We start from the raw sequence: 17,558 nt of genomic DNA, 5'->3' as shown, positions 1-17,558 counted from the left end.
GCCGCTGCGCTACCGAGATCTCGGAGAGCATGGCCGGCTGAGCATCACCACGCGTAAAACGGATGCGTCAGGACGATGGACAGATCTATCGCAGTCAACTCAACCAGTTCTCGACGTGCAAAGCACGGACACGCGTGAATTCCCCCATATTGGCCGTCACCAGAACAGCTCCGAGGGCAGAGGCATGGGCGGCGATCAACATGTCATTCGGACCGATAGGTTTACCAATGGCCTCCAGTTCAGCCCGGATGCCGCCGTATTCGGTATCGGCGGGCACGTCCAGCGCGAGCACCGGTACGCTGCCGAGTATCGCCTCGATTTGTGCCAGAAGTTTCGGTGATCCCTTCTTGGCGCAGCCGTAGCGCAACTCGGACGCCGTGATGATACTGACACAGATTGCATCCGGCCCAACCTCGCCGATTCGTCGGGCGACGCTGCCCTTCGGGTTTCGAGCAAGTTCGGACACGATATTGGTGTCCAGCATATAAAGCCTGCTCACAGGTCGATTTCCTTCGCGGGAAGCAAGGTCTCGTCGACATCGGGGAACTGATCTTCAGGACCAAGCACGTCTAAACCAGCCAGAATATCCAGCAGATTCTTGCGGCGCACCGGCTCGATGATGAGCCGATCGCCATCCCGGTGGATCATCACTCGATCGCCGGGTAGCTCAAAGTCAGCCGGGATGCGGACGGCCTGGCTCTTGTTGTTTCGGAAAAGTTTGGCCTCGCGCGGAGGGACAAGTCCTTGGCCTTGACGATGCGGCACAACAGCCTCCTGTGCATATACACATGCATATACATGGCTCTGATGAAGGTTTCAAGGGTTGTCTATATTCTATCGCCAATTGCGCGTTTCCATCCCCGCCGAACTGTCGGAGCGCAGCCGGGCAATTAGCCTTGCGGCAAGAGGAAAATGCTGCACTGCCAAAAAAAATCGCCACGTGCGCCCCTGTGCGTTTTTTCAGCATGACCCATTGACAATTCATCGTCGATGGCACTTGATACATTATTCCAGTAAAACAGACATACGTCCATTATACTGGAATAATGGGAGCCATCATAAGGGGAACGCCATGACCATTTCCTTTCGCACCGGCGTGATGTCGCTGATCGCCGCCGCCCTGTTATCCACGCCTGTGCTGGCCGACGGCAGCAAGCTCGATGAAGTGCTGGCCCGCGGCCATCTCGTCCTCGGCACGGGCAGCACCAACGCGCCCTGGCACTTCAAGAGCGCCGACGACAAGCTTCAGGGCTTCGACGTCGACATGGGCCATATTATCGCCAAGGCACTGTTCGGCGATCCTGAGAAGATCGAGTATGTGAACCAGTCTTCCGACGCCCGCATCCCGAACATTACCACCGACAAGGTCGACATTACCTGCCAGTTCATGACCGTAACCGGCGAACGTGCCCAGCAGGTCGCCTTCACCATTCCTTACTATCGCGAGGGTGTCGGCTTGATGCTCAAGGCGGACGGAAAATATGGCGACTACGCCGCGCTCAAGGCCGCCGGCTCCTCCGTCACTATCTCGGTTCTCCAGAACGTCTATGCTGAGGCCATGGTGCATGCGGCCTTGCCGGAGGCGACCGTCGACCAGTATGATTCCGTCGACCTGATCTACCAGGCGCTGGAGTCGGGACGTGCCGATGCCGTCGCCACCGATCAGTCGTCGCTCGCTTGGTACATGACGCAGAATCCCGGCCGCTACAAAGACGCCGGCTACGGCTGGAACCCGCAGACCTATGCCTGCGCCGTCAAACGCGGCGATCAGGACTGGCTGAATTTCGTCAACACCGCCCTGCATGAAGCCATGACCGGCGTCGAATTCGATTTCTACGCCAAGTCCTTCAAGACCTGGTTCGGCAAGGATCTGACACCGCCGCAGATCGGCTTTCCGGTCGAGTTCAAGTAATGGCCACGCGGAGCGGGATTGTTCTCCCGCTCCGCTGCAGCGTCGCGTCTTTTTGGCACGCACGAAGCACGCTGCAACATTTTAAATCTGCGCATCGTGCACGGTGCGTTAGTCTGAAAGGGCGGCCCGCATGGGTTACACGCTGAATTTTGCTGCCGTCTGGCGCAATTTCGATTTTCTGTTGAGCGGGCTTGCTCTCAGCCTCGGCCTTGCAGTGATCTCGATCCTGATCGGGGCTGTGATCGGCCTCGTCGTGGCCTTCGCGCTGACCTCCAAAAACCGCTTCGCGGTCGTGCCGGCGAGGGTCTATGTCACTGTCATCCGCAACCTGCCAATTCTCGTCCTGGTGCTCTTCGCCTTTTTTGCGTTGCCGCAGATGGGTTTGCGCCTCGACAAGATAAAGAGCTTCGTGCTCGTTCTCTCCCTCTATTCCGGCGCCTATCTGGCCGAGGTGTTCCGCGCCGGCCTGTTGTCCATCCCGAAAGGGCTGACGGAAGCCGGCCTTGCCATCGGTCTGACGGGGATGCAGATTCGCAGTTCCATCATCGCACCGCTGATGCTGCGCAACGTCTTGCCATCGCTGTCGTCAACGATCATCTCGCTCTTCAAGGACACCTCGCTCGCCGCTGCCATCGCCGTGCCGGAACTGACGTTTGCTGCGCGCAAGATCAATGTCGAGAGCTTTCGCGTCATCGAAACCTGGATGGTCACCTCGGCCCTCTATGTCGTGACCTGTTTCCTCATTGCCGCCGTGATGCGCTTCGTCGAGCGCCGTCTGGCCCTGCCGAGATAGACCCGATGTCCCACACCTTTCTCGAACAACTCTGGATCGCCCGTTACGTCATCATCAACGGTGTCGGCGTAACCGTGTCGATCTCTCTGCTGGCCATCCTCGCAGGATCCGTCCTCGGCGTTTTCGTCGGTCTGGCGCTCGTCTATGGCGGCATTGTTTTGCGGCTCATCGTCCGCGCCTATACCGATATCATCCGCGGCACGCCAGTGCTGGTGCTGGTGCTGGCAAGCTATTATGTCTCCGCCGCCGTCGGGCTCGATCTCGGGCCGTTCTCCGCCGGCGTGCTCGCCCTTGCGATCTTCTGTTCCTCCCATGTCGGCGAAATCGTGCGCGGCGCGCTTCAGGCGATTCCGAAGGGGCAGACCGAAGCCGCCAAGGCGATCGGCCTGACCTTCACCCAGACCTTCACCTCGGTGCTGTGGCCACAGGCCATGCGCCAGTGCCTGCCGGCCTGGGTCAATACCGCGGCCGAGATGGTGAAGGCCTCAACGCTGCTCTCCGTCATCGGCGTTGCGGAGCTTCTCCTGCGCACGCAGGAGATCATCTCCCGAAACTTCATGAGCCTCCAGTTCTATTTCCTGGCCGGCGGCCTCTATTTCATCGTCAATTATGGCATCGAGCACTTCGGCAAATATGTCGAGCGCAAGACCGCCCTGCCGTCCTGAGGAGTTCCCCCGATGGCCAAAACCATTCTCGACATCAAGGGTCTGCGCAAGACTTACGGCATCCACGAAGTCCTCAAAGGCGTGGATTGCGCCGTGGGGGAGGGCGAGGTCATTTCCATCATCGGCTCGTCCGGCTCCGGAAAGACCACCTTGCTGCGCTGCGTCAACATGCTGGAAGAATTCCAGGGCGGCACGATCAGCCTCGATGGCGAGGAGATCGGCTACCGCGTCGACGGCGCAACGCGGCGGCGCAAGAGCGAAAAAGAGATCGCCCGCCAGCGCGCGCTGACCGGCATGGCGTTTCAGCAATTCAATCTCTTCCCACATATGAGTGCCGCCGAAAACGTCATGCTCGGCCTCGTCAAGGTTAAGAAAATGACGAAGCCCGACGCCCGCATCATCGCGGAAAAATGGCTCGATAGAGTCGGCCTCGCCGCCCGCACCAACCATTATCCCGGTCAGCTTTCCGGCGGTCAGCAGCAGCGCGTCGCCATTGCCCGCGCCATCGCAATGTCGCCGAGGCTGATGCTGTTCGACGAGGTGACCTCCGCACTCGATCCCGAACTGGTGGGCGAAGTGCTGCAGGTCATCAAGGGGCTTGCCGCCGACGGCATGACCATGCTGCTCGTCACCCATGAGATGCGTTTCGCCTACGAGGTTTCCTCGCGGGTCATCTTCATGAACCAGGGGGTTATCTGCGAGGAGGGAGATCCGAAGGAAATGTTCGTGCGGCCGAAGACGGAGCGGCTCGCAGAATTCCTCAAAACCTCGAGTTTCAACTGATGAGCCCAAGTGCGTCGAGCGATCCTCGTCGAGACTGCAGTGAATCGCTCGGCAACCTCAGCAAAGTGCTTCAGCGGTCGATGCTGATCCGGCTTTGCAAGCAATTGCGGGAACTCGCTTAATTTATGCTCAGCCTGCATTGCCGCTGCGCAAATTCCAGGCAAGGGATGCGAAACCTCTTGGAAATTCTGGACGCAGAGTTTTGGCATGGGCCTTGCTTCGCTGTCTTGTATGCAAGATAGCCAGCCATCCGAGATCACGCAGAAGACCATCGAGGAAACGATCGTCTCCGGGATTCTTTCAGCCAAGATCCGGCCGGCTACCCGTCTCAGCGAAAACCAGCTGGCATCGCTCTTCGGCGTGTCTCGGACCCGCGTTCGTGAAGCCATGATGCGCCTGGAAACACGCGGTATCGTACATGTCAGTCCGAGGCGGGGCTGGTTTGTTGTCGAGCCATCCGCTGAAGAGGCGATTGCGGTTTATGAGGCGCGGCGCGTCATCGAGGCCGGACTGCTGCGCAGCATGCGGGTCCTAACAGACGAGGGGCAGAAAGCTCTCGACGCCCACTTGAACGAGGAAAAAAGCGCGATGGCGGCGGGCGACCGTCAGCGTCTGACTTATTTAATGGGCGATTTTCACATCCGTATCGCGGAATTGAGCGGAAACGCCGTCATCATCGATATCCTTCGCGACCTGACCGCGAGGACGATCCTCATTTCGATGCTCTATCAGTCCGAATTTCATGCGGCACAGTCTCATGACGGGCATTGCCGCATCTTCCAGGCCATGCAAGCGGGCGATTTCGTCAGAGCTGCGGAGCTCTCTGTCGAGCATCTCGACGAGGTCGAAATGGGTCTCGACCTCACGACGCGGCCAGACCCGCTTTCGGAATTGCGCAGTTCCCTGTCACTTCCTCCCAAGACCGTGTCCTCACCTCCCAGGCCTCACAAACCACAACTTCAAAGGAGTCATTAACGTATGCTGACAAGACGAGTCTTCTTCGCACTTGCGACCCTGGCGGCAACTATCGGCTTCGGCTCCGCGTCTCATGCCGATGCTCTCGCCGACATCACCGCGCGCGGTACGCTGCGCGTCGCCGTGCCGCAGGATTTCCCGCCATTCGGCAGCGTCGGCACCGATATGGCGCCGATGGGCTACGATATCGACGTCGCCAATCTCATTGCCGAAAAGCTGGGCGTCAAGGTCGAGCTCGTCCCGGTTACCAGTGCCAACCGCGTCCCCTATCTGCAGACGAATAAGGTCGATCTGGTGATATCCAGCCTCGGCAAGAATGCGGAGCGCGAAAAGGTGATCGATTTCTCTGCCCCCTACGCACCCTTCTTCAACGGCGTTTTCGCGCCGGCCGACCTTTCGATCGCCAAGGCTGAGGATCTCGCGGGCAAGAGCATCGGCGTCACACGCGGCGCCGTGGAAGATCTGGAACTGACGAAGATCGCGCCGGCCGACGCGACGATCAAGCGCTACGAGGACAATAACGGCACCATCTCGTCGTTTCTATCGGGCCAGGTCGACATCATCGCGACAGGCAACGTCGTGGCCGCCGCGATCCTCGCCAAAAATCCCCCCAAACGCCCCGAGCTCAAATTCCTGATCAAGAATTCGCCCTGCTATATCGGTCTCAACAAGGAGCAGCCGGCTCTTCTGGAGAAGGTCAACGGCATCCTCGCTGCCGCCAAGGCCGATGGCGCGTTGAACGCCATATCGCAGAAGTGGCTCGGCGCCGACCTCCCGTCGGATCTCTGAGGAACCCCGTCCTACGGACGTCATCCCGCGCCCGCCCGCGGGATGACGACGCACCGTCACCGCAAGAGGGGACAAATCCGTGAGCTATCATTTCGAATTCGGCTGGCTGCTTCAATATTACCCTGAGATCATCAAGGGTATACTGGTCACCCTGGAACTTATCGCCATTGGCGGAGTGCTCGGCATTTCGCTCGGCATCTTCTGCGCCTGGGTGCGCGCGCTCGGGCCCGTCTGGCTGAAGCCTGTCATTGCGACCTATGTCGAACTGATCCGCAACACGCCGTTCCTGATCCAGCTGTTTTTCATCTTTTTCGGTCTGCCGTCGCTTGGCCTCCAGCTGCCTGAGCTGACGGCCGCCAACCTCGCGATGGTCATCAACCTCGGTGCCTATAGCTGCGAGATTATCCGCGCGGGCATCCAGGCGACCCCGAAAGGCCAGTTCGAGGCAGGCCAAAGCCTCGCCATGACACGCTTCGAAACCTTCCGCCATGTCGTGCTCGTGCCGTCCTTGCAGCGCATCTGGCCGGCGCTATCGTCGCAAGTCGTCATCGTTATGCTCGGCTCATCGGTCGTGTCGCAGATCGCCGCCGAGGATCTGACCTTCGCCGCGAACTTCATACAATCGCGAACCTTCCGCGCCTTCGAGGCCTACATCGTCTCGACATCAATCTATCTCGTGCTGGCAATCCTGCTCCGGCAGCTGCTCGGGGTGGTCGGCGGGTTCATTTTCCCGAGGAGAACGGCGCGATGATCGAGTTCACACTCTGGGACATTCTGCGTAACCTGCTGCTCGCCACCCGCTGGACCATCCTGCTCTCGCTCGTCTCGTTCATCGGCGGCGGCGCGGTCGGACTGGGATTGCTGTTCCTGCGTATCAGCAAGCGCAAGGCATTCAGCGTGCTTGCGAAATATTATATCGAGCTCTTCCAGGGCACGCCGCTGCTGATGCAACTGTTCATCGCCTTTTTCGGTCTCGGCCTTTTTGGAATCGACGTCCCGGCCTGGCTTGCGGCGGGATTGGCGCTCACCCTGTGGAGTGCCGCCTTTCTCGCCGAAATCTGGCGCGGCTGCGTCGAAGCGGTTGCGAGGGGTCAATGGGAAGCCTCCGCCAGCCTCGGCATGGCACGGTTGCAGCAGATGCGTTACGTCATCCTCCCACAGGCGCTGAGGGTCGCCATACCACCCACGGTCGGTTTCTCCGTTCAAATCGTCAAGGGTACGGCGCTGACCTCGATCATCGGCTTCGTCGAACTGTCGAAAGCCGGCACCGTGGTCACCAATGCCACCTTCCAGCCCTTCACCGTCTACGGGCTCGTCGCCCTCATCTACTTCGTCCTTTGCTGGCCTTTGTCGAAAAGCAGCCAGATCCTGGAAAGGAAGCTCAATGTCGCTCATCGCAATCACTGAAGTCCGCAAGAGCTTCGGAACCACAGAGGTGCTGAAAGGTATCAATCTCGATGTGGAGGCGGGTGAAGTCATCGCCATTATCGGCAGGAGCGGTTCGGGCAAGTCGACCCTGCTTCGCTGCATCAATGGCCTGGAGACCATTACCGACGGTTCGATCTCCGTCGCAGGCGCGCAGCTCCTCGATGACGAGGTGCATCTGAAAGCCCTGCGCCTCAAGGTCGGCATGATCTTTCAACAGTTCAACCTCTTTCCGCACCTGACGGCCGGCGGCAACGTCATGCTGTCGCAGACCGTGGTCAAGAAGACCCCGAAGGCCGAGGCCGAGGCCATCGCCCGCACAATGCTGGAGCGGGTGGGGCTCGGCCACAAGTTCGACGCTTATCCGGATGAGCTCTCGGGCGGCCAGCAGCAGCGCGTCGCCATCGCCCGTGCGCTTGCCATGCAGCCGGCAGCACTTCTTTGCGACGAGATCACCTCGGCGCTCGATCCGGAGCTGGTCGCCGAAGTTCTGGCCGTCGTGCGCGGGCTCGCCGCCGAGGGAATGACGTTGCTGATGGTCACCCACGAAATGAAGTTCGCCCGCGACGTCTGCAGCCGCGTCGTCTTCATGCATCAGGGCCGCGTCCACGAAATCGGCCGGCCGGAGGACGTCTTCACCAACCCGCAGACGGCAGAGCTGAAACAGTTTCTCGGCGTCAGTTAAGAAGCGACGACATGCTCTCGCTTATGCCGGCCGGCATCGTCGAGATGGCGCGCGAGCGCCGTTTTACTCGTGCGGAGGAAGACGAGGAAAAAGGCCCGCGAATGCCGGCCTATTGTGTCCGGTGGACTCCTCATGGTCGACCGTCCTCAAGTCTTCGAGCGAGGATGTCCCATCAGCGCTTCATACTCTCTGTCGGTCAATCGTTCGATTGCCCGCAGCTGTGCAGGAACGTCCATCCGCTCGTGCAAGACTGCGGCAATGACGAAGGTTGCATCGTCAGCGACAATGTAGACGGCGTAATGGTGCTCGATTTTGTGCAATCGGAAGAGCGAATTCCCGACGCGCTCGTCGCTCGTTGTCCTCACGCGGGCGTAGGCTTCGGGGATGCTTTCAAATCCCGCCCGCAGCAGGCGGCCGTACGCCTTTGCCTGTGCGGTGGACCATCTCCGCGCTGTTTCGCGGACGGCCAGACGATAATTATCAAGCGCAGTCGGTAGGATGAGAATGCGGGGAGCCACTAGCGCAGTTCTTTATCCAATTCGGCATCGACGGCGTCCAGCGCAGAAAGGGGTAACATCTCTCCACCCCGGAATTCGTCTTCCGCCCGCAGCAGCGAGCGGATGGCATAGCGGCGGTCTTCTTCGCGTGCCATATCTTCGCGAATAAGGGCGCGCACGTATTCACTTGGCGTCGTATATTGGCTCTTCCCGTTGGCGCGCATATCGACAAAGGCGCGCATCTCATCGGGCAAGCTGACATGCAGGCTGCTGGTCACGCCGCGCCCTCCTTCAAATTTCTGAATGAATTGTTCCGTATCCATTAGTCAATGTCAATATTTGACATTGAGACGTCCGGTTGCAAACCGGGCGCTCCAATCCGCAGGCGTGGCGGGAGCGGCAGCCAGGGCTGCCGCTCCCCGAGGATTGTCAGCTTTTGGTGCCGGTGGGCGCCGGCAGCAAAACGGGCTCGGCCGACTGTCTAGGCAGCATCAGTTGGGCGAGAATATCGTCGGCCGAATGGCTCGAGCCGCCAATACCGGCTTCGCGCAGCTGACGATCGAGATCGCCGCCGTTTTCCAGTGCGGCCAGTTCAGCACCGGCTTCAATGCGGCCGGCAGTGATTTCCTGGCGTTTCTTGATGCGTTCGAGACTTTCGACGGCGCTGCCAAGGCGGGTATTGATGCCCGACTGGTTATGGGCAATCGCCGACTGCGCGCGCAGCAGCGACTCGTTGGCTTTGACGTTCTCCACTTCACGCTTCATCTGGGCAATGCGTGCTTCGGTGTCCTGGATCGTCCGCAGCATCTGTTGCTGGCGCGGCAGCAGCCGATCGAGCTCTTCCTGGTCGCGCTGCACTTCGGCACGGCTGGTGGCGATGCGTTGAGCCAGACCCTGAGCGAGATCGGTGCGGCCCGCCGAGATCGCAGCGCGGGCGCTGTCGGTATCCTTGGTCTCCTTTGCGCGGTTTTCGTCAAGCCGGCGCATAACGCTCTTATTTGAGGCCATGATGCCGGCCAGATCGGATCGCGCCCGGCGCAGCGACTGCTCAGCGTCGCGGATTTCCTGGTCAAGAATGCGCATGGACTGGTTGTCGGCGGCAGCTTCCGCTGCCTCGTTGATGCCGCCGCGAATGGCGGTGAAAATCTTTCCCCAGGTGCTCACGCTGCAATCTCCCCGCTTTTCCATTCTTCAATCATATGTGCCGCATCGACGGCATTGGCAGCCAGAATTGCCACCTCTTCGACGACCGTGTCGGCGGACGAGCGTGCTGACAGCGATCCGAACAATTCATACCATTCCTCACCGTCGATCGTGGTGATGCCGAAGCTGGAGAGCGGTACGAACTTGTGCGTCTTGAGCACCATGCGTTCGAAGGCTTCGCGATTGGGTATGTCCTTGCACGGCACCAGAACAGCGCTGACAAGGATATCACGCTCCCCGCTCACTGCGACGAAGACGTCGAGATCGCCTTTTTCCTTGAGAGTGACGCATAGGACGTCGCCCTGTTCGGGTACGGCGACATCCACATCGCCGAGTGCCTCCGGATCGGCGGCGAACAAGCGCGTTAAGGTGGTGAGGTTCCAGGTCTCCAAAAAGTCCTCCATCAGTTAGAATTTCGAAAAAATATCTGGGTATTCGATATGCCACTTAAAGGGGTGGCGCGCTAAATAAATTTCGCTAGGGTAGGCACTGGGAACGGGGGCGAATCGCGTGCCATTTATCGCTTCATTACTGCGGCGCGTATATCTCTCGCTCAGCGAATTGGCCTGGTCCGCCCTTTTTATTCTTCTCGTGATCCATCTGGCCGCCTCTTACCTGCTCTTTATGCTGGCCGGCGAAGGCGATCTCGTCGGCAACCCGATCGATTTTCTTTACTACTATATGGTGACAGCAACGACTGTCGGCTATGGCGATCTTTCCCCAAAATCGGGACCTGGGCGGATCATTGCCGTCCTCGTCGTTCTTCCCGGCGGTATTGCCATCTTCACCGCTGTTCTTGGCAAATTGTTGACAACGATCGGCACGATCTGGAGGAACCGCATGCGCGGATTGGGTGACTACAGTGAACGCACCGGCCATGTCATCGTCCTGGGCTGGCAAGAGGGACAGACGCACCAGACGCTGCGGCTGCTGCATGCCGAACGAGAGGCTCACGAACCGATGAGCGTTCTCGTTGCCAAGGATCTGGCGGAAAATCCCGCCAGCGATTACGCCGACTATATCAGAACCGAGCGGCTTTCCGATGCCGACGCTCTGGTGAGGGCCGGAGTGGCACAGGCGCGCGCAATCATCGCGCGCGGCGCAAATGACGACGAGACGCTGGCCGCAGTGCTGATTGCCGAGGGCAATGCGCCCAACGCCCATATCGTGGCTTATTTCGCCGACGACCGCACAGCTCAGATGGTCAAGCAACTCCGGCCGCGCGTCGAGGCGGTGGGCTCACTCGCCGAGGAGCTGCTGTCGCGTGCAGCCCGGGATCCGGGCTCTTCGGAGGTCGCCGCACGGCTGCTGTCGGCCGCCTCGACCGACACGGCCTTTTCGCTGCCGGTCCCGTCTTTGCAACGGCCTCTGCTCTATGGAGACGTGTTTTTGAGCCTCAAGCGTGAGCACAATGTCACGCTGGTGGGCTTACTGAGCCAGGGCATCACCGACCTGAATTGCCGGGACGAGGTGCTGATGCGGGGCGGCGAAACCCTTTACTACATAAGCGGAATGCGGCTAGATCCCGCTGCCATCGCTTGGGCTCGAATGGGAGACGCATCATGATCGGCTGGTTCGGCAGAGACAAGAACGAAAGCCCTTTACCCAGAGAACTTGGTCCCTTGAGCGCCGCCATCGGCGGGGCCCTGGAGATCGATTTCCTCTCCCTCGAAGCCGAGGCCTTGGGCGGCGAGCCGGCCATGCCGCTGCCGCTGAGCGGCCCCTTCATCATTGCCGGCTACGGTCAGGTTTCGCTCGATGCCGCGACGGTTCTGTCGCGTTACTACGATGAAGACCACCGGATGATTCAGGTGATGTCGACGTCGGGCCAGCCGGGTGATGCCGTCGACGACATCAGCTTTTATCAGCCTTGGGACAGCGTCGTGCCTGCCGGGCAAAGCGAATGGAACCGTTGGACCGGCCCGGACGGCCTGATCGGCCAGCCATCCTACGATGCCGACGGTATCCTCTATAGCCGCTTCTGGGGTGAAGGCCCGGAGCGCGCCCAACTGGTGGAGTTTGTCGAAAAGGTCGACGATGGTGAAGAGCAGCGCTCCATTCACCAGACCTGCATGTTGTATTATCGCCCGCTTGGTTCGACGCGTGAAATGCTTCTGATCAATGTCGAGCGCGACCTCGATCTCGGACAGAGGCAGGCGGGTAGCTCGGTGGAATTTCTGATCGGCTATGGGCTTGCGCCAGCCGATGTTCGTCGCGTCTGACACCCTATCAATTTTTGACGGAGGAGTTTTTCAATGCTCGATTACGTGGCGGGTCTGCCTGCCTTCCTTGGTTATTTCGCCGTCGGTCTTGGCGCCTTTACCGTTTTTTCGGTGATTTACACATGGCTCACGCCGCAAGCCGAGGTCCAGCTCATTCGCGCCGGCAATCTTTCCGCCGTTACCGCATTCCTCGGAGCGCTTGTCGGTTTCAGCCTGCCTCTGGCTTCGGCCGCAGCCAATTCGGTCAGCATCATCGATTACATCATATGGGCGGTGATTGGCATCCTGGCGCAGATCCTTGCTTACTACATCGCGAATTTCACCATGACGGACCTGCATGAGAAGATCACTGCCGACAATATCGCCGCAGGCATATGGGGCGGCGGCATCGCACTGGTCATCGGTATTCTCAATGCCGCCTGCATGACTTATTGAGGGGAGGGGAACGATGCGCAGACGTAAGAGCGGGCACAGACGTCCTTTCCTGGCCATTGGCACGATCGCTGCCTCGACCCTAGCGCTATCCGGTTGTGGCGACCAGACGCCTTCGGAGGTCATGTTCACCTCCGTCGACCAATGCGTGGCATCCGGCATGGACCGGCAGGTCTGCCAGGCCAGCTATCAGGACGCCATGCGGGCTCATCTCGCCACCGCGCCGCGTTTCAACGGCATGGCCGCCTGCGAGGCCGAATACGGCTCGGGCCATTGCACGGAGCAGCCGGCCAATACAGTCCCCAACAATACCGGTGGAAGCGGCAGCTTCTTCATGCCGTTCCTGGCGGGCTACATGCTGTCCTCGGCACTGAACAACATCGGCGACTACAATGTTTATCGCCAGCGCCAAGTGGACAGTGGCTACTATTACGGTTCGACGCCGATTTATCGCAATCGTTCGGGGCAGACTGTGACAACGACGGTTCGCTCAGGCGGCACGGGCAACGACAGTGTGACTGCGCCCTCGCGCCAGACTGTCAAGCCGGTCAACGTCAATACCCGCACCGTCGCCCGTCAAGGCTTTGGTGGCCGTTCGTCGTTCAGTTTCGGCGGCTGACATGAAACGCATCACCCTTCCGGCCCGTCCCGACTGGCGTGACAAGGCGCGCGCCGTCGGCTTCGGCTTTCACGTCATGTACGGCGAGCCCTACTGGCTCGATGATGCCGCCTATACTTTCACGCTCGATGAGATCGAGACGCAGATCGAAGAACCGAGCCAGGAATTGCACGACATGTGCATGGATATGGTCGGTGATATCGTCAAAAGCGAAGAGGCGCTCGACAGGCTGGCCATTCCGGAAGATCTGCGCGACGTCGTGCAGCGCTCCTGGCAGCGCGGCGACCGGCACCTCTACGGCCGGTTCGATCTTGCCTATGACGGCAATGGCCCCGCCAAATTGCTCGAATACAACGCCGATACCCCGACTTCGGTGTTCGAGACGGCCTATTTCCAATTCAACTGGCTGACCGACCAGGTAGCGTTGGGGGTCTTGCCCGATGACGCGGATCAGTACAATTCCTTGCAGGAAAGCCTGGTCGAGGCGTTCGAGCAATTTCCCAAAGGGCCGATCTTCCACTTCGCTGTGATGACCGACAATGAAGAGGATCGCGGCACGACAGTTTATCTGATGGACTGTGCCGTGCAGGCCGGCCATCGCGTTGAGCTTCTGGACATACGTGAGATCGGCATCGACGCGCAGGGCCGTTACACCGACCTCCAGGATCGGGTGATCGACCGTTGCTTCAAGCTATATCCTTGGGAATTCATGCTGCGCGAGCCGTTCGCCCGCGAGCTTGCGCGCTCCGGCGATGTTTTCATCGAGCCCGCCTGGAAGGCCGTGCTTTCCAACAAGGGGCTCCTGCCTCTGCTCTGGAAGCGCTACCCCAATCACCCCAACCTGCTGCCCAGCTATTTTGTCGACGACCCGGCGGCCTCAGCCTTGAGCGACTATGTGCGCAAACCGCTGCTGTCGCGAGAAGGCGAGAACGTCACGATATTCCGGGATGGCCGGGAATTGATGTCCGCGCCCGGCGATTACGGCGAGGAAGGCTTCGTCGTTCAGGCCTATGCCCCGCTTTTCGAAAGCGACGGCGGCTTCGCCGTGCTCGGCAGCTGGGTTGTCGGCGATCGCGCCTGCGGCCTTGCCGTTCGCGAAGACCGCTCGCGCATAACCGCCAACCTGTCGCGTTTCGTGCCGCACGTCATCGTCGATTAAGAGCGGCACATCAACTCTCACCAATCCTCTTATGCAAACATCAGAAAACGTTCTCATGACTAATCCCGTCAGCGTCTATTCAATGCCCGGAACGTGCTTTTTCGATCTGGCGCCGGCGGCAGGCGGCGAGCCCTATCGCATATTCCTGTCCATTCCGGCGGAGAAACCGCCGGCGGAAGGGTGGCCGCTTCTCGTGATGACCGACGGCAACGCCACTTTTCCCTTCGCGGTTGCCAGCCTGGTGACACAGGCGCCTTATCCCACCGGGACGAATGTCGGTTGGGGGGTGATCGCTGCGATCGGTTACCCCTCCGACGAGCCTTATGATGCGCTCCGCCGATCCTGGGACCTCGGTCCTCCGCCGGTCAAATCCTATCCACCCTTCGTTGAGGGCGGTCCCCCGGTTGTCATCGGAGGGACCGGTAAACTGGTGGATTTCATCGAGAGCGAGCTTATACCGCGGATTGCGGAGATGGTGACCCTGGATCCGCTGCGCCGATCGCTTTTCGGGCATTCCTTCGGTGGCCTCTTTACGCTCTATGCCCTGTTCGAACGTCCGGGTCTGTTTGCCAATTGGATTGCGGCCAGCCCAACCATCTATTGGGAGAACAGCGAAATCCTCAACAATGAGGCGCAACGTCAACTGATACCGGGAAATGCGGCTTTCCTGCATTTGTCCGCCGGAGAATACGAAGGCGACGAGCTGGCGCCCTTTCAGTATCGGAACGACGACGCCGCCATACGCCTGGAGAAGAGGAAGACGGAGCGGACCATCCTCCTGGCGCAGGAGATGGCGGGGCGACTGAACAGCACCGCCGACGGATTGCGTACGGAATTCGAGCTTTATGCCGGCCAGACTCACATGTCCGTTCTTTCGGCGGCTGTGAACCGTGCGGTCAGCATCGCCTTCGCCGTCGGGGGAACGACCGACAGGTGAGGGGACCTTCGCTGATCTACCCTAGCCAGCGCCGCCGGCCTTCGGTCCGGCGCCTATGGCGTGGTATTTAAATCATCGAGCATCTGCCGCGCCTCGGCCCGCGGCGCGGCGACGGAATGACGCTTGACGAGCGAGCATTCGAGCTTGGCAATTGGATAACGCTTGCCGGGCATCGTTTCCGGGTTGAGATGTTCGATCGCCCATTGCCCCATGGCAAGATGTGGAAGGACCGACGTGGTCAGCGGGGGGACGAGATGCCGTGAAATTTCTTCGTCGTCATAACCCACCACCGACATGTCCTGGGGAATGCGGAGCCCTGCATCCTTAAGCGCTTCGTAGCAGCCGATGGCGGTGCGGTCGTTCTGGCAGAAAATCGCGGTCGGCGGCTCTTTCAGGGCAAGCAGTTTCATCGTGGCGGCATAGCCGGCACCGGCCGACCAGTCGCCTTCAATGACCAATTCCGGATCGAAGGGTATGTCGGCGGTCGCCAGCGCGCGGCGATATCCCGTCAGCCGGTCCTGCGCGGCCTGCATCCAGATTTCGCCGGTGATCGTCGCGATGCGATGGTGTCCGTGTGTGATCAGATGCCGGGTAGAGCTTTGCCCTCCCGCGATCTCGCTCGGCACGACGGCCGGAAAAGCATGGTCCGCCGTATAACAATTCAGCAGGACCGTCGGGATGTTGAGCTTGCTGACATAGGAAGGAAGCTCCACCTGGCGGGTATAGATCGTCATATAGATCAGCGCCGATATGCCGCCGCTCGTCAACGCCTTGATGGCTTTCGGTTCCATGACGGGATCACTGAGCGTCTGGGCGACCAAAAGGACATTGCCGGCATTCCACGAGGCTTGCCGCGCGCCCTCGATCGCAACGATCGCTTCAGGGCTGGTGGCGAGTTGATCCACCGCAAAGCCGATCACATTGTCCAGTCCTGAATAAGAGGAGGCCTTCGACGTATAAGTCGTCCCGGTATAGCCGAGCGCGCGCGCTGCCTCCCAGACGCGGTCGCGGGTCTGCTGCGAGATACGGGTGCCGGGCGTGTCGTTGAGAACGAAGGAGACGGCTGCCTGCGAGCAGCCAGCCGCCGCGGCGATATCCATCATCGTCACGCGGGCAGGCTTGTCCACGGCGGGCTCATTGCTCTTTTGGGCCTTGGGTCGTCGCATCCGCGGGAACTGTCTCGCCTGGGTTTGCCGTTTTGGTAATTACTATTAGCATCTATCTGAAAGCGCTGGCAATTGCATCAACTGCTGCAATCCCGCAAGTTACTGGGCCATTGCCAGTACAAAATTGCATTCTGGTTCGTTCACGATGAAATGTTTTGATCTGAATTGATAATACTATTTACTAATTAAAATTCTTCTATACCGTCACGGAGCGATCGGAACCAATGCCACTCGTCGCCTTGCGACGGCCCTGGGAGGGGGCGCATCCGGCCGGCCGTAAGTCGAAAACGGGCCCATGCCTGCGGCCCCTCGGGAGGTGTATTATGAAACAGCTGAAACGCCATGCAGCCCTGTTCTTCGCCGGTTTGATGCTGAGCGCGGCGCCGGCTGCGGTATCGCATGCCGCCGACAAGCCGACACTTGCATTCGTCGTCAACGGAGCGTCCGACTTCTGGAAGGCCGCTGAGGCCGGCGTAAAGAAGGCACAGGCCGAGATGCCGGACTACCAGATGGAGCTGAAATATCCTGAGCAGGCATCGGTCGCCGTTCAGCAACGCCTGATGGAAGACCTGGTCAGTGCCGGCGTCAAGGGCGTCATGGTCTCCGCAGTCGATCCCAAAACCCAGACGGACGGCTTGAACAAGATCGGCTCGCAGACCGCTCTCTTCACCACCGATAGTGACGCGCCGCAGACCAACCGCGTCGCCTATATCGGCTCATCCAATGTCGATGCCGGCATGCAGGCCGCCGAAATCGCCAAGAAGGCGATGCCGGATGGCGGCAAGTGCATCGGCTTCGTCGGTCTGCTCGGCGCCGACAATGCCAAGGAACGCATCCAGGGCATGAAGGACGGACTGAAGGGCACGAAGATCGAGCTGACGGATGTGCGCGGCGACGATATCGACCAGACGCGCGCAAAGAAGAACGTCGAGGATGCGCTGGTGGCCAGCCCCGACGTCACCTGCATGGTCGGCTTCTATTCCTACAATACGCCGCGCATCTATGAAGCGCTGCGCGACGCCGGCAAACTCGGCCAGATCACCGTCGTCGGCTTCGACGACGACCCGATCACGCTCGGCGGCGTCAAGGAAGGCACGATCGCGGCGACCGTCGTGCAGCAGCCGTTCGAGTGGGCATATCAGGGCATGAAGCTGATGGCCGCCTACCTCAAAGGCGACAAATCAGGCGTTCCCAGCAACGGCTTGATCATCATTCCGACGGTGATCATCGGCAAGGATGACGTTGATAAATATGCCGCCAGCCTGAAGGCCATGGCCGGAAAATAACCGTCCTTCG

Annotated in this window: 23 protein-coding genes; 16 read left to right on the top strand and 7 right to left on the bottom strand. The window is 59.9% G+C overall.

The genetic code is table 11. The features are described from left to right. Window positions 1-94 precede the first annotated feature (94 nt). Entirely contained in the window at window positions 95-499 is a 405-nt protein-coding gene (locus tag RLEG4DRAFT_RS61860; RefSeq protein ID WP_037093303.1) for a type II toxin-antitoxin system VapC family toxin, read from the bottom strand. Further along, window positions 496-765 (bottom strand): AbrB/MazE/SpoVT family DNA-binding domain-containing protein, encoded by a 270-nt coding sequence (locus tag RLEG4DRAFT_RS61855; RefSeq protein ID WP_003576165.1) that lies wholly within the window; start codon window positions 763-765, stop codon window positions 496-498. Before RLEG4DRAFT_RS61855 ends, RLEG4DRAFT_RS61860 begins: the two co-directional genes overlap by 4 nt. 307 nt (window positions 766-1,072) lie before the next feature. Between RLEG4DRAFT_RS61855 and RLEG4DRAFT_RS61850 the strand changes: the two genes are divergently transcribed. The 9 genes from RLEG4DRAFT_RS61850 (at window position 1,073) to RLEG4DRAFT_RS61810 (ending at window position 8,027) form a co-directional block, all read left to right on the top strand. After that, window positions 1,073-1,912 (top strand): transporter substrate-binding domain-containing protein, encoded by an 840-nt coding sequence (locus tag RLEG4DRAFT_RS61850; RefSeq protein WP_003576167.1) that lies wholly within the window; start codon window positions 1,073-1,075, stop codon window positions 1,910-1,912. A gap of 130 nt (window positions 1,913-2,042) precedes the next feature. Continuing rightward, a complete protein-coding gene (locus RLEG4DRAFT_RS61845) occupies window positions 2,043-2,705 on the top strand; it encodes an amino acid ABC transporter permease (RefSeq protein WP_003576168.1) in 663 nt (220 codons plus the stop codon). A 5-nt stretch (window positions 2,706-2,710) separates the two neighbouring features. After that, entirely contained in the window at window positions 2,711-3,370 is a 660-nt protein-coding gene (locus RLEG4DRAFT_RS61840; protein WP_003576170.1) for an amino acid ABC transporter permease, read from the top strand. A 12-nt stretch (window positions 3,371-3,382) separates the two neighbouring features. After that, window positions 3,383-4,153, top strand: coding sequence for an amino acid ABC transporter ATP-binding protein (locus RLEG4DRAFT_RS61835; RefSeq protein ID WP_003576172.1), 771 nt, complete (start codon window positions 3,383-3,385; stop codon window positions 4,151-4,153). Window positions 4,154-4,384: 231 nt separating this feature from the next. Further along, window positions 4,385-5,128 carry a GntR family transcriptional regulator gene (locus RLEG4DRAFT_RS61830; protein WP_037093449.1) on the top strand — a complete coding sequence of 248 codons (744 nt, stop codon included), beginning with the start codon at window positions 4,385-4,387 and terminating at the stop codon, window positions 5,126-5,128. A gap of 3 nt (window positions 5,129-5,131) precedes the next feature. Beyond that, a complete protein-coding gene (locus RLEG4DRAFT_RS61825) occupies window positions 5,132-5,917 on the top strand; it encodes a transporter substrate-binding domain-containing protein (RefSeq protein ID WP_003576176.1) in 786 nt (261 codons plus the stop codon). 79 nt (window positions 5,918-5,996) lie between these two features. Next, window positions 5,997-6,668: an amino acid ABC transporter permease gene (locus tag RLEG4DRAFT_RS61820; RefSeq protein WP_003576178.1), complete on the top strand. Its 672-nt coding sequence runs from the start codon at window positions 5,997-5,999 to the stop codon at window positions 6,666-6,668. Further along, on the top strand, window positions 6,665-7,324 hold the full coding sequence (locus RLEG4DRAFT_RS61815; RefSeq protein WP_003576180.1) for an amino acid ABC transporter permease: 660 nt from the start codon (window positions 6,665-6,667) through the stop codon (window positions 7,322-7,324). Before RLEG4DRAFT_RS61820 ends, RLEG4DRAFT_RS61815 begins: the two co-directional genes overlap by 4 nt. After that, window positions 7,302-8,027, top strand: coding sequence for an amino acid ABC transporter ATP-binding protein (locus RLEG4DRAFT_RS61810; protein ID WP_003576182.1), 726 nt, complete (start codon window positions 7,302-7,304; stop codon window positions 8,025-8,027). The genes RLEG4DRAFT_RS61815 and RLEG4DRAFT_RS61810 overlap by 23 nt, the downstream gene beginning before the upstream one ends. A 146-nt stretch (window positions 8,028-8,173) precedes the next feature. On the opposite strand, the gene RLEG4DRAFT_RS61805 is transcribed toward RLEG4DRAFT_RS61810, so the two are convergent. From RLEG4DRAFT_RS61805 to RLEG4DRAFT_RS61790, 4 genes are all read right to left on the bottom strand, one after another. Next, window positions 8,174-8,545 carry a type II toxin-antitoxin system RelE/ParE family toxin gene (locus RLEG4DRAFT_RS61805; RefSeq protein WP_003576185.1) on the bottom strand — a complete coding sequence of 124 codons (372 nt, stop codon included), beginning with the start codon at window positions 8,543-8,545 and terminating at the stop codon, window positions 8,174-8,176. Then, window positions 8,545-8,802, bottom strand: a complete 258-nt coding sequence (locus tag RLEG4DRAFT_RS61800; RefSeq protein ID WP_003576187.1) for a ribbon-helix-helix domain-containing protein — start codon at window positions 8,800-8,802, stop codon at window positions 8,545-8,547. Before RLEG4DRAFT_RS61800 ends, RLEG4DRAFT_RS61805 begins: the two co-directional genes overlap by 1 nt. A gap of 151 nt (window positions 8,803-8,953) precedes the next feature. Then, window positions 8,954-9,688 (bottom strand): PspA/IM30 family protein, encoded by a 735-nt coding sequence (locus RLEG4DRAFT_RS61795; RefSeq protein WP_003576189.1) that lies wholly within the window; start codon window positions 9,686-9,688, stop codon window positions 8,954-8,956. After that, window positions 9,685-10,131 carry a YjfI family protein gene (locus RLEG4DRAFT_RS61790; protein ID WP_037093305.1) on the bottom strand — a complete coding sequence of 149 codons (447 nt, stop codon included), beginning with the start codon at window positions 10,129-10,131 and terminating at the stop codon, window positions 9,685-9,687. The genes RLEG4DRAFT_RS61795 and RLEG4DRAFT_RS61790 overlap by 4 nt, the downstream gene beginning before the upstream one ends. Window positions 10,132-10,237: 106 nt before the next feature. Here RLEG4DRAFT_RS61790 and RLEG4DRAFT_RS61785 point away from each other — a divergent pair, with 106 nt between their 5' ends. From RLEG4DRAFT_RS61785 to RLEG4DRAFT_RS61760, 6 genes are read left to right on the top strand one after another with little or no spacing between them, the layout of a single operon-like run. Next, window positions 10,238-11,293 (top strand): ion channel, encoded by a 1,056-nt coding sequence (locus RLEG4DRAFT_RS61785; RefSeq protein ID WP_003576193.1) that lies wholly within the window; start codon window positions 10,238-10,240, stop codon window positions 11,291-11,293. Continuing rightward, a complete protein-coding gene (locus tag RLEG4DRAFT_RS61780) occupies window positions 11,290-11,949 on the top strand; it encodes a YjfK family protein (RefSeq protein WP_003576195.1) in 660 nt (219 codons plus the stop codon). Before RLEG4DRAFT_RS61785 ends, RLEG4DRAFT_RS61780 begins: the two co-directional genes overlap by 4 nt. A gap of 33 nt (window positions 11,950-11,982) precedes the next feature. After that, a complete protein-coding gene (locus RLEG4DRAFT_RS61775) occupies window positions 11,983-12,384 on the top strand; it encodes a DUF350 domain-containing protein (protein WP_003576197.1) in 402 nt (133 codons plus the stop codon). Between the two features lie 13 nt (window positions 12,385-12,397). Continuing rightward, window positions 12,398-13,000, top strand: a complete 603-nt coding sequence (locus tag RLEG4DRAFT_RS61770) for a DUF1190 domain-containing protein (protein ID WP_003576199.1) — start codon at window positions 12,398-12,400, stop codon at window positions 12,998-13,000. A gap of 1 nt (window position 13,001) precedes the next feature. Continuing rightward, window positions 13,002-14,159, top strand: coding sequence for a glutathionylspermidine synthase family protein (locus tag RLEG4DRAFT_RS61765; protein ID WP_003576200.1), 1,158 nt, complete (start codon window positions 13,002-13,004; stop codon window positions 14,157-14,159). 55 nt (window positions 14,160-14,214) lie between these two features. Continuing rightward, the gene (locus tag RLEG4DRAFT_RS61760) at window positions 14,215-15,096 is read left to right on the top strand and encodes an alpha/beta hydrolase (protein ID WP_003576202.1); all 882 of its coding nucleotides are present in this window, start codon (window positions 14,215-14,217) and stop codon (window positions 15,094-15,096) included. 53 nt (window positions 15,097-15,149) lie between these two features. Here RLEG4DRAFT_RS61760 and RLEG4DRAFT_RS61755 read toward each other — a convergent pair whose 3' ends face one another. After that, window positions 15,150-16,262: a LacI family DNA-binding transcriptional regulator gene (locus tag RLEG4DRAFT_RS61755; protein ID WP_037093307.1), complete on the bottom strand. Its 1,113-nt coding sequence runs from the start codon at window positions 16,260-16,262 to the stop codon at window positions 15,150-15,152. A gap of 323 nt (window positions 16,263-16,585) precedes the next feature. Here RLEG4DRAFT_RS61755 and RLEG4DRAFT_RS61750 point away from each other — a divergent pair, with 323 nt between their 5' ends. Then, the gene (locus RLEG4DRAFT_RS61750) at window positions 16,586-17,548 is read left to right on the top strand and encodes a sugar-binding protein (protein ID WP_003576206.1); all 963 of its coding nucleotides are present in this window, start codon (window positions 16,586-16,588) and stop codon (window positions 17,546-17,548) included. Window positions 17,549-17,558 lie beyond the last annotated feature (10 nt).

This window comes from Rhizobium leguminosarum bv. trifolii WSM2297 (assembly GCF_000271845.1).
Note: the sequence above shows the minus strand (reverse complement) of the source record. Positions and strands in the feature narration are given on the sequence as shown.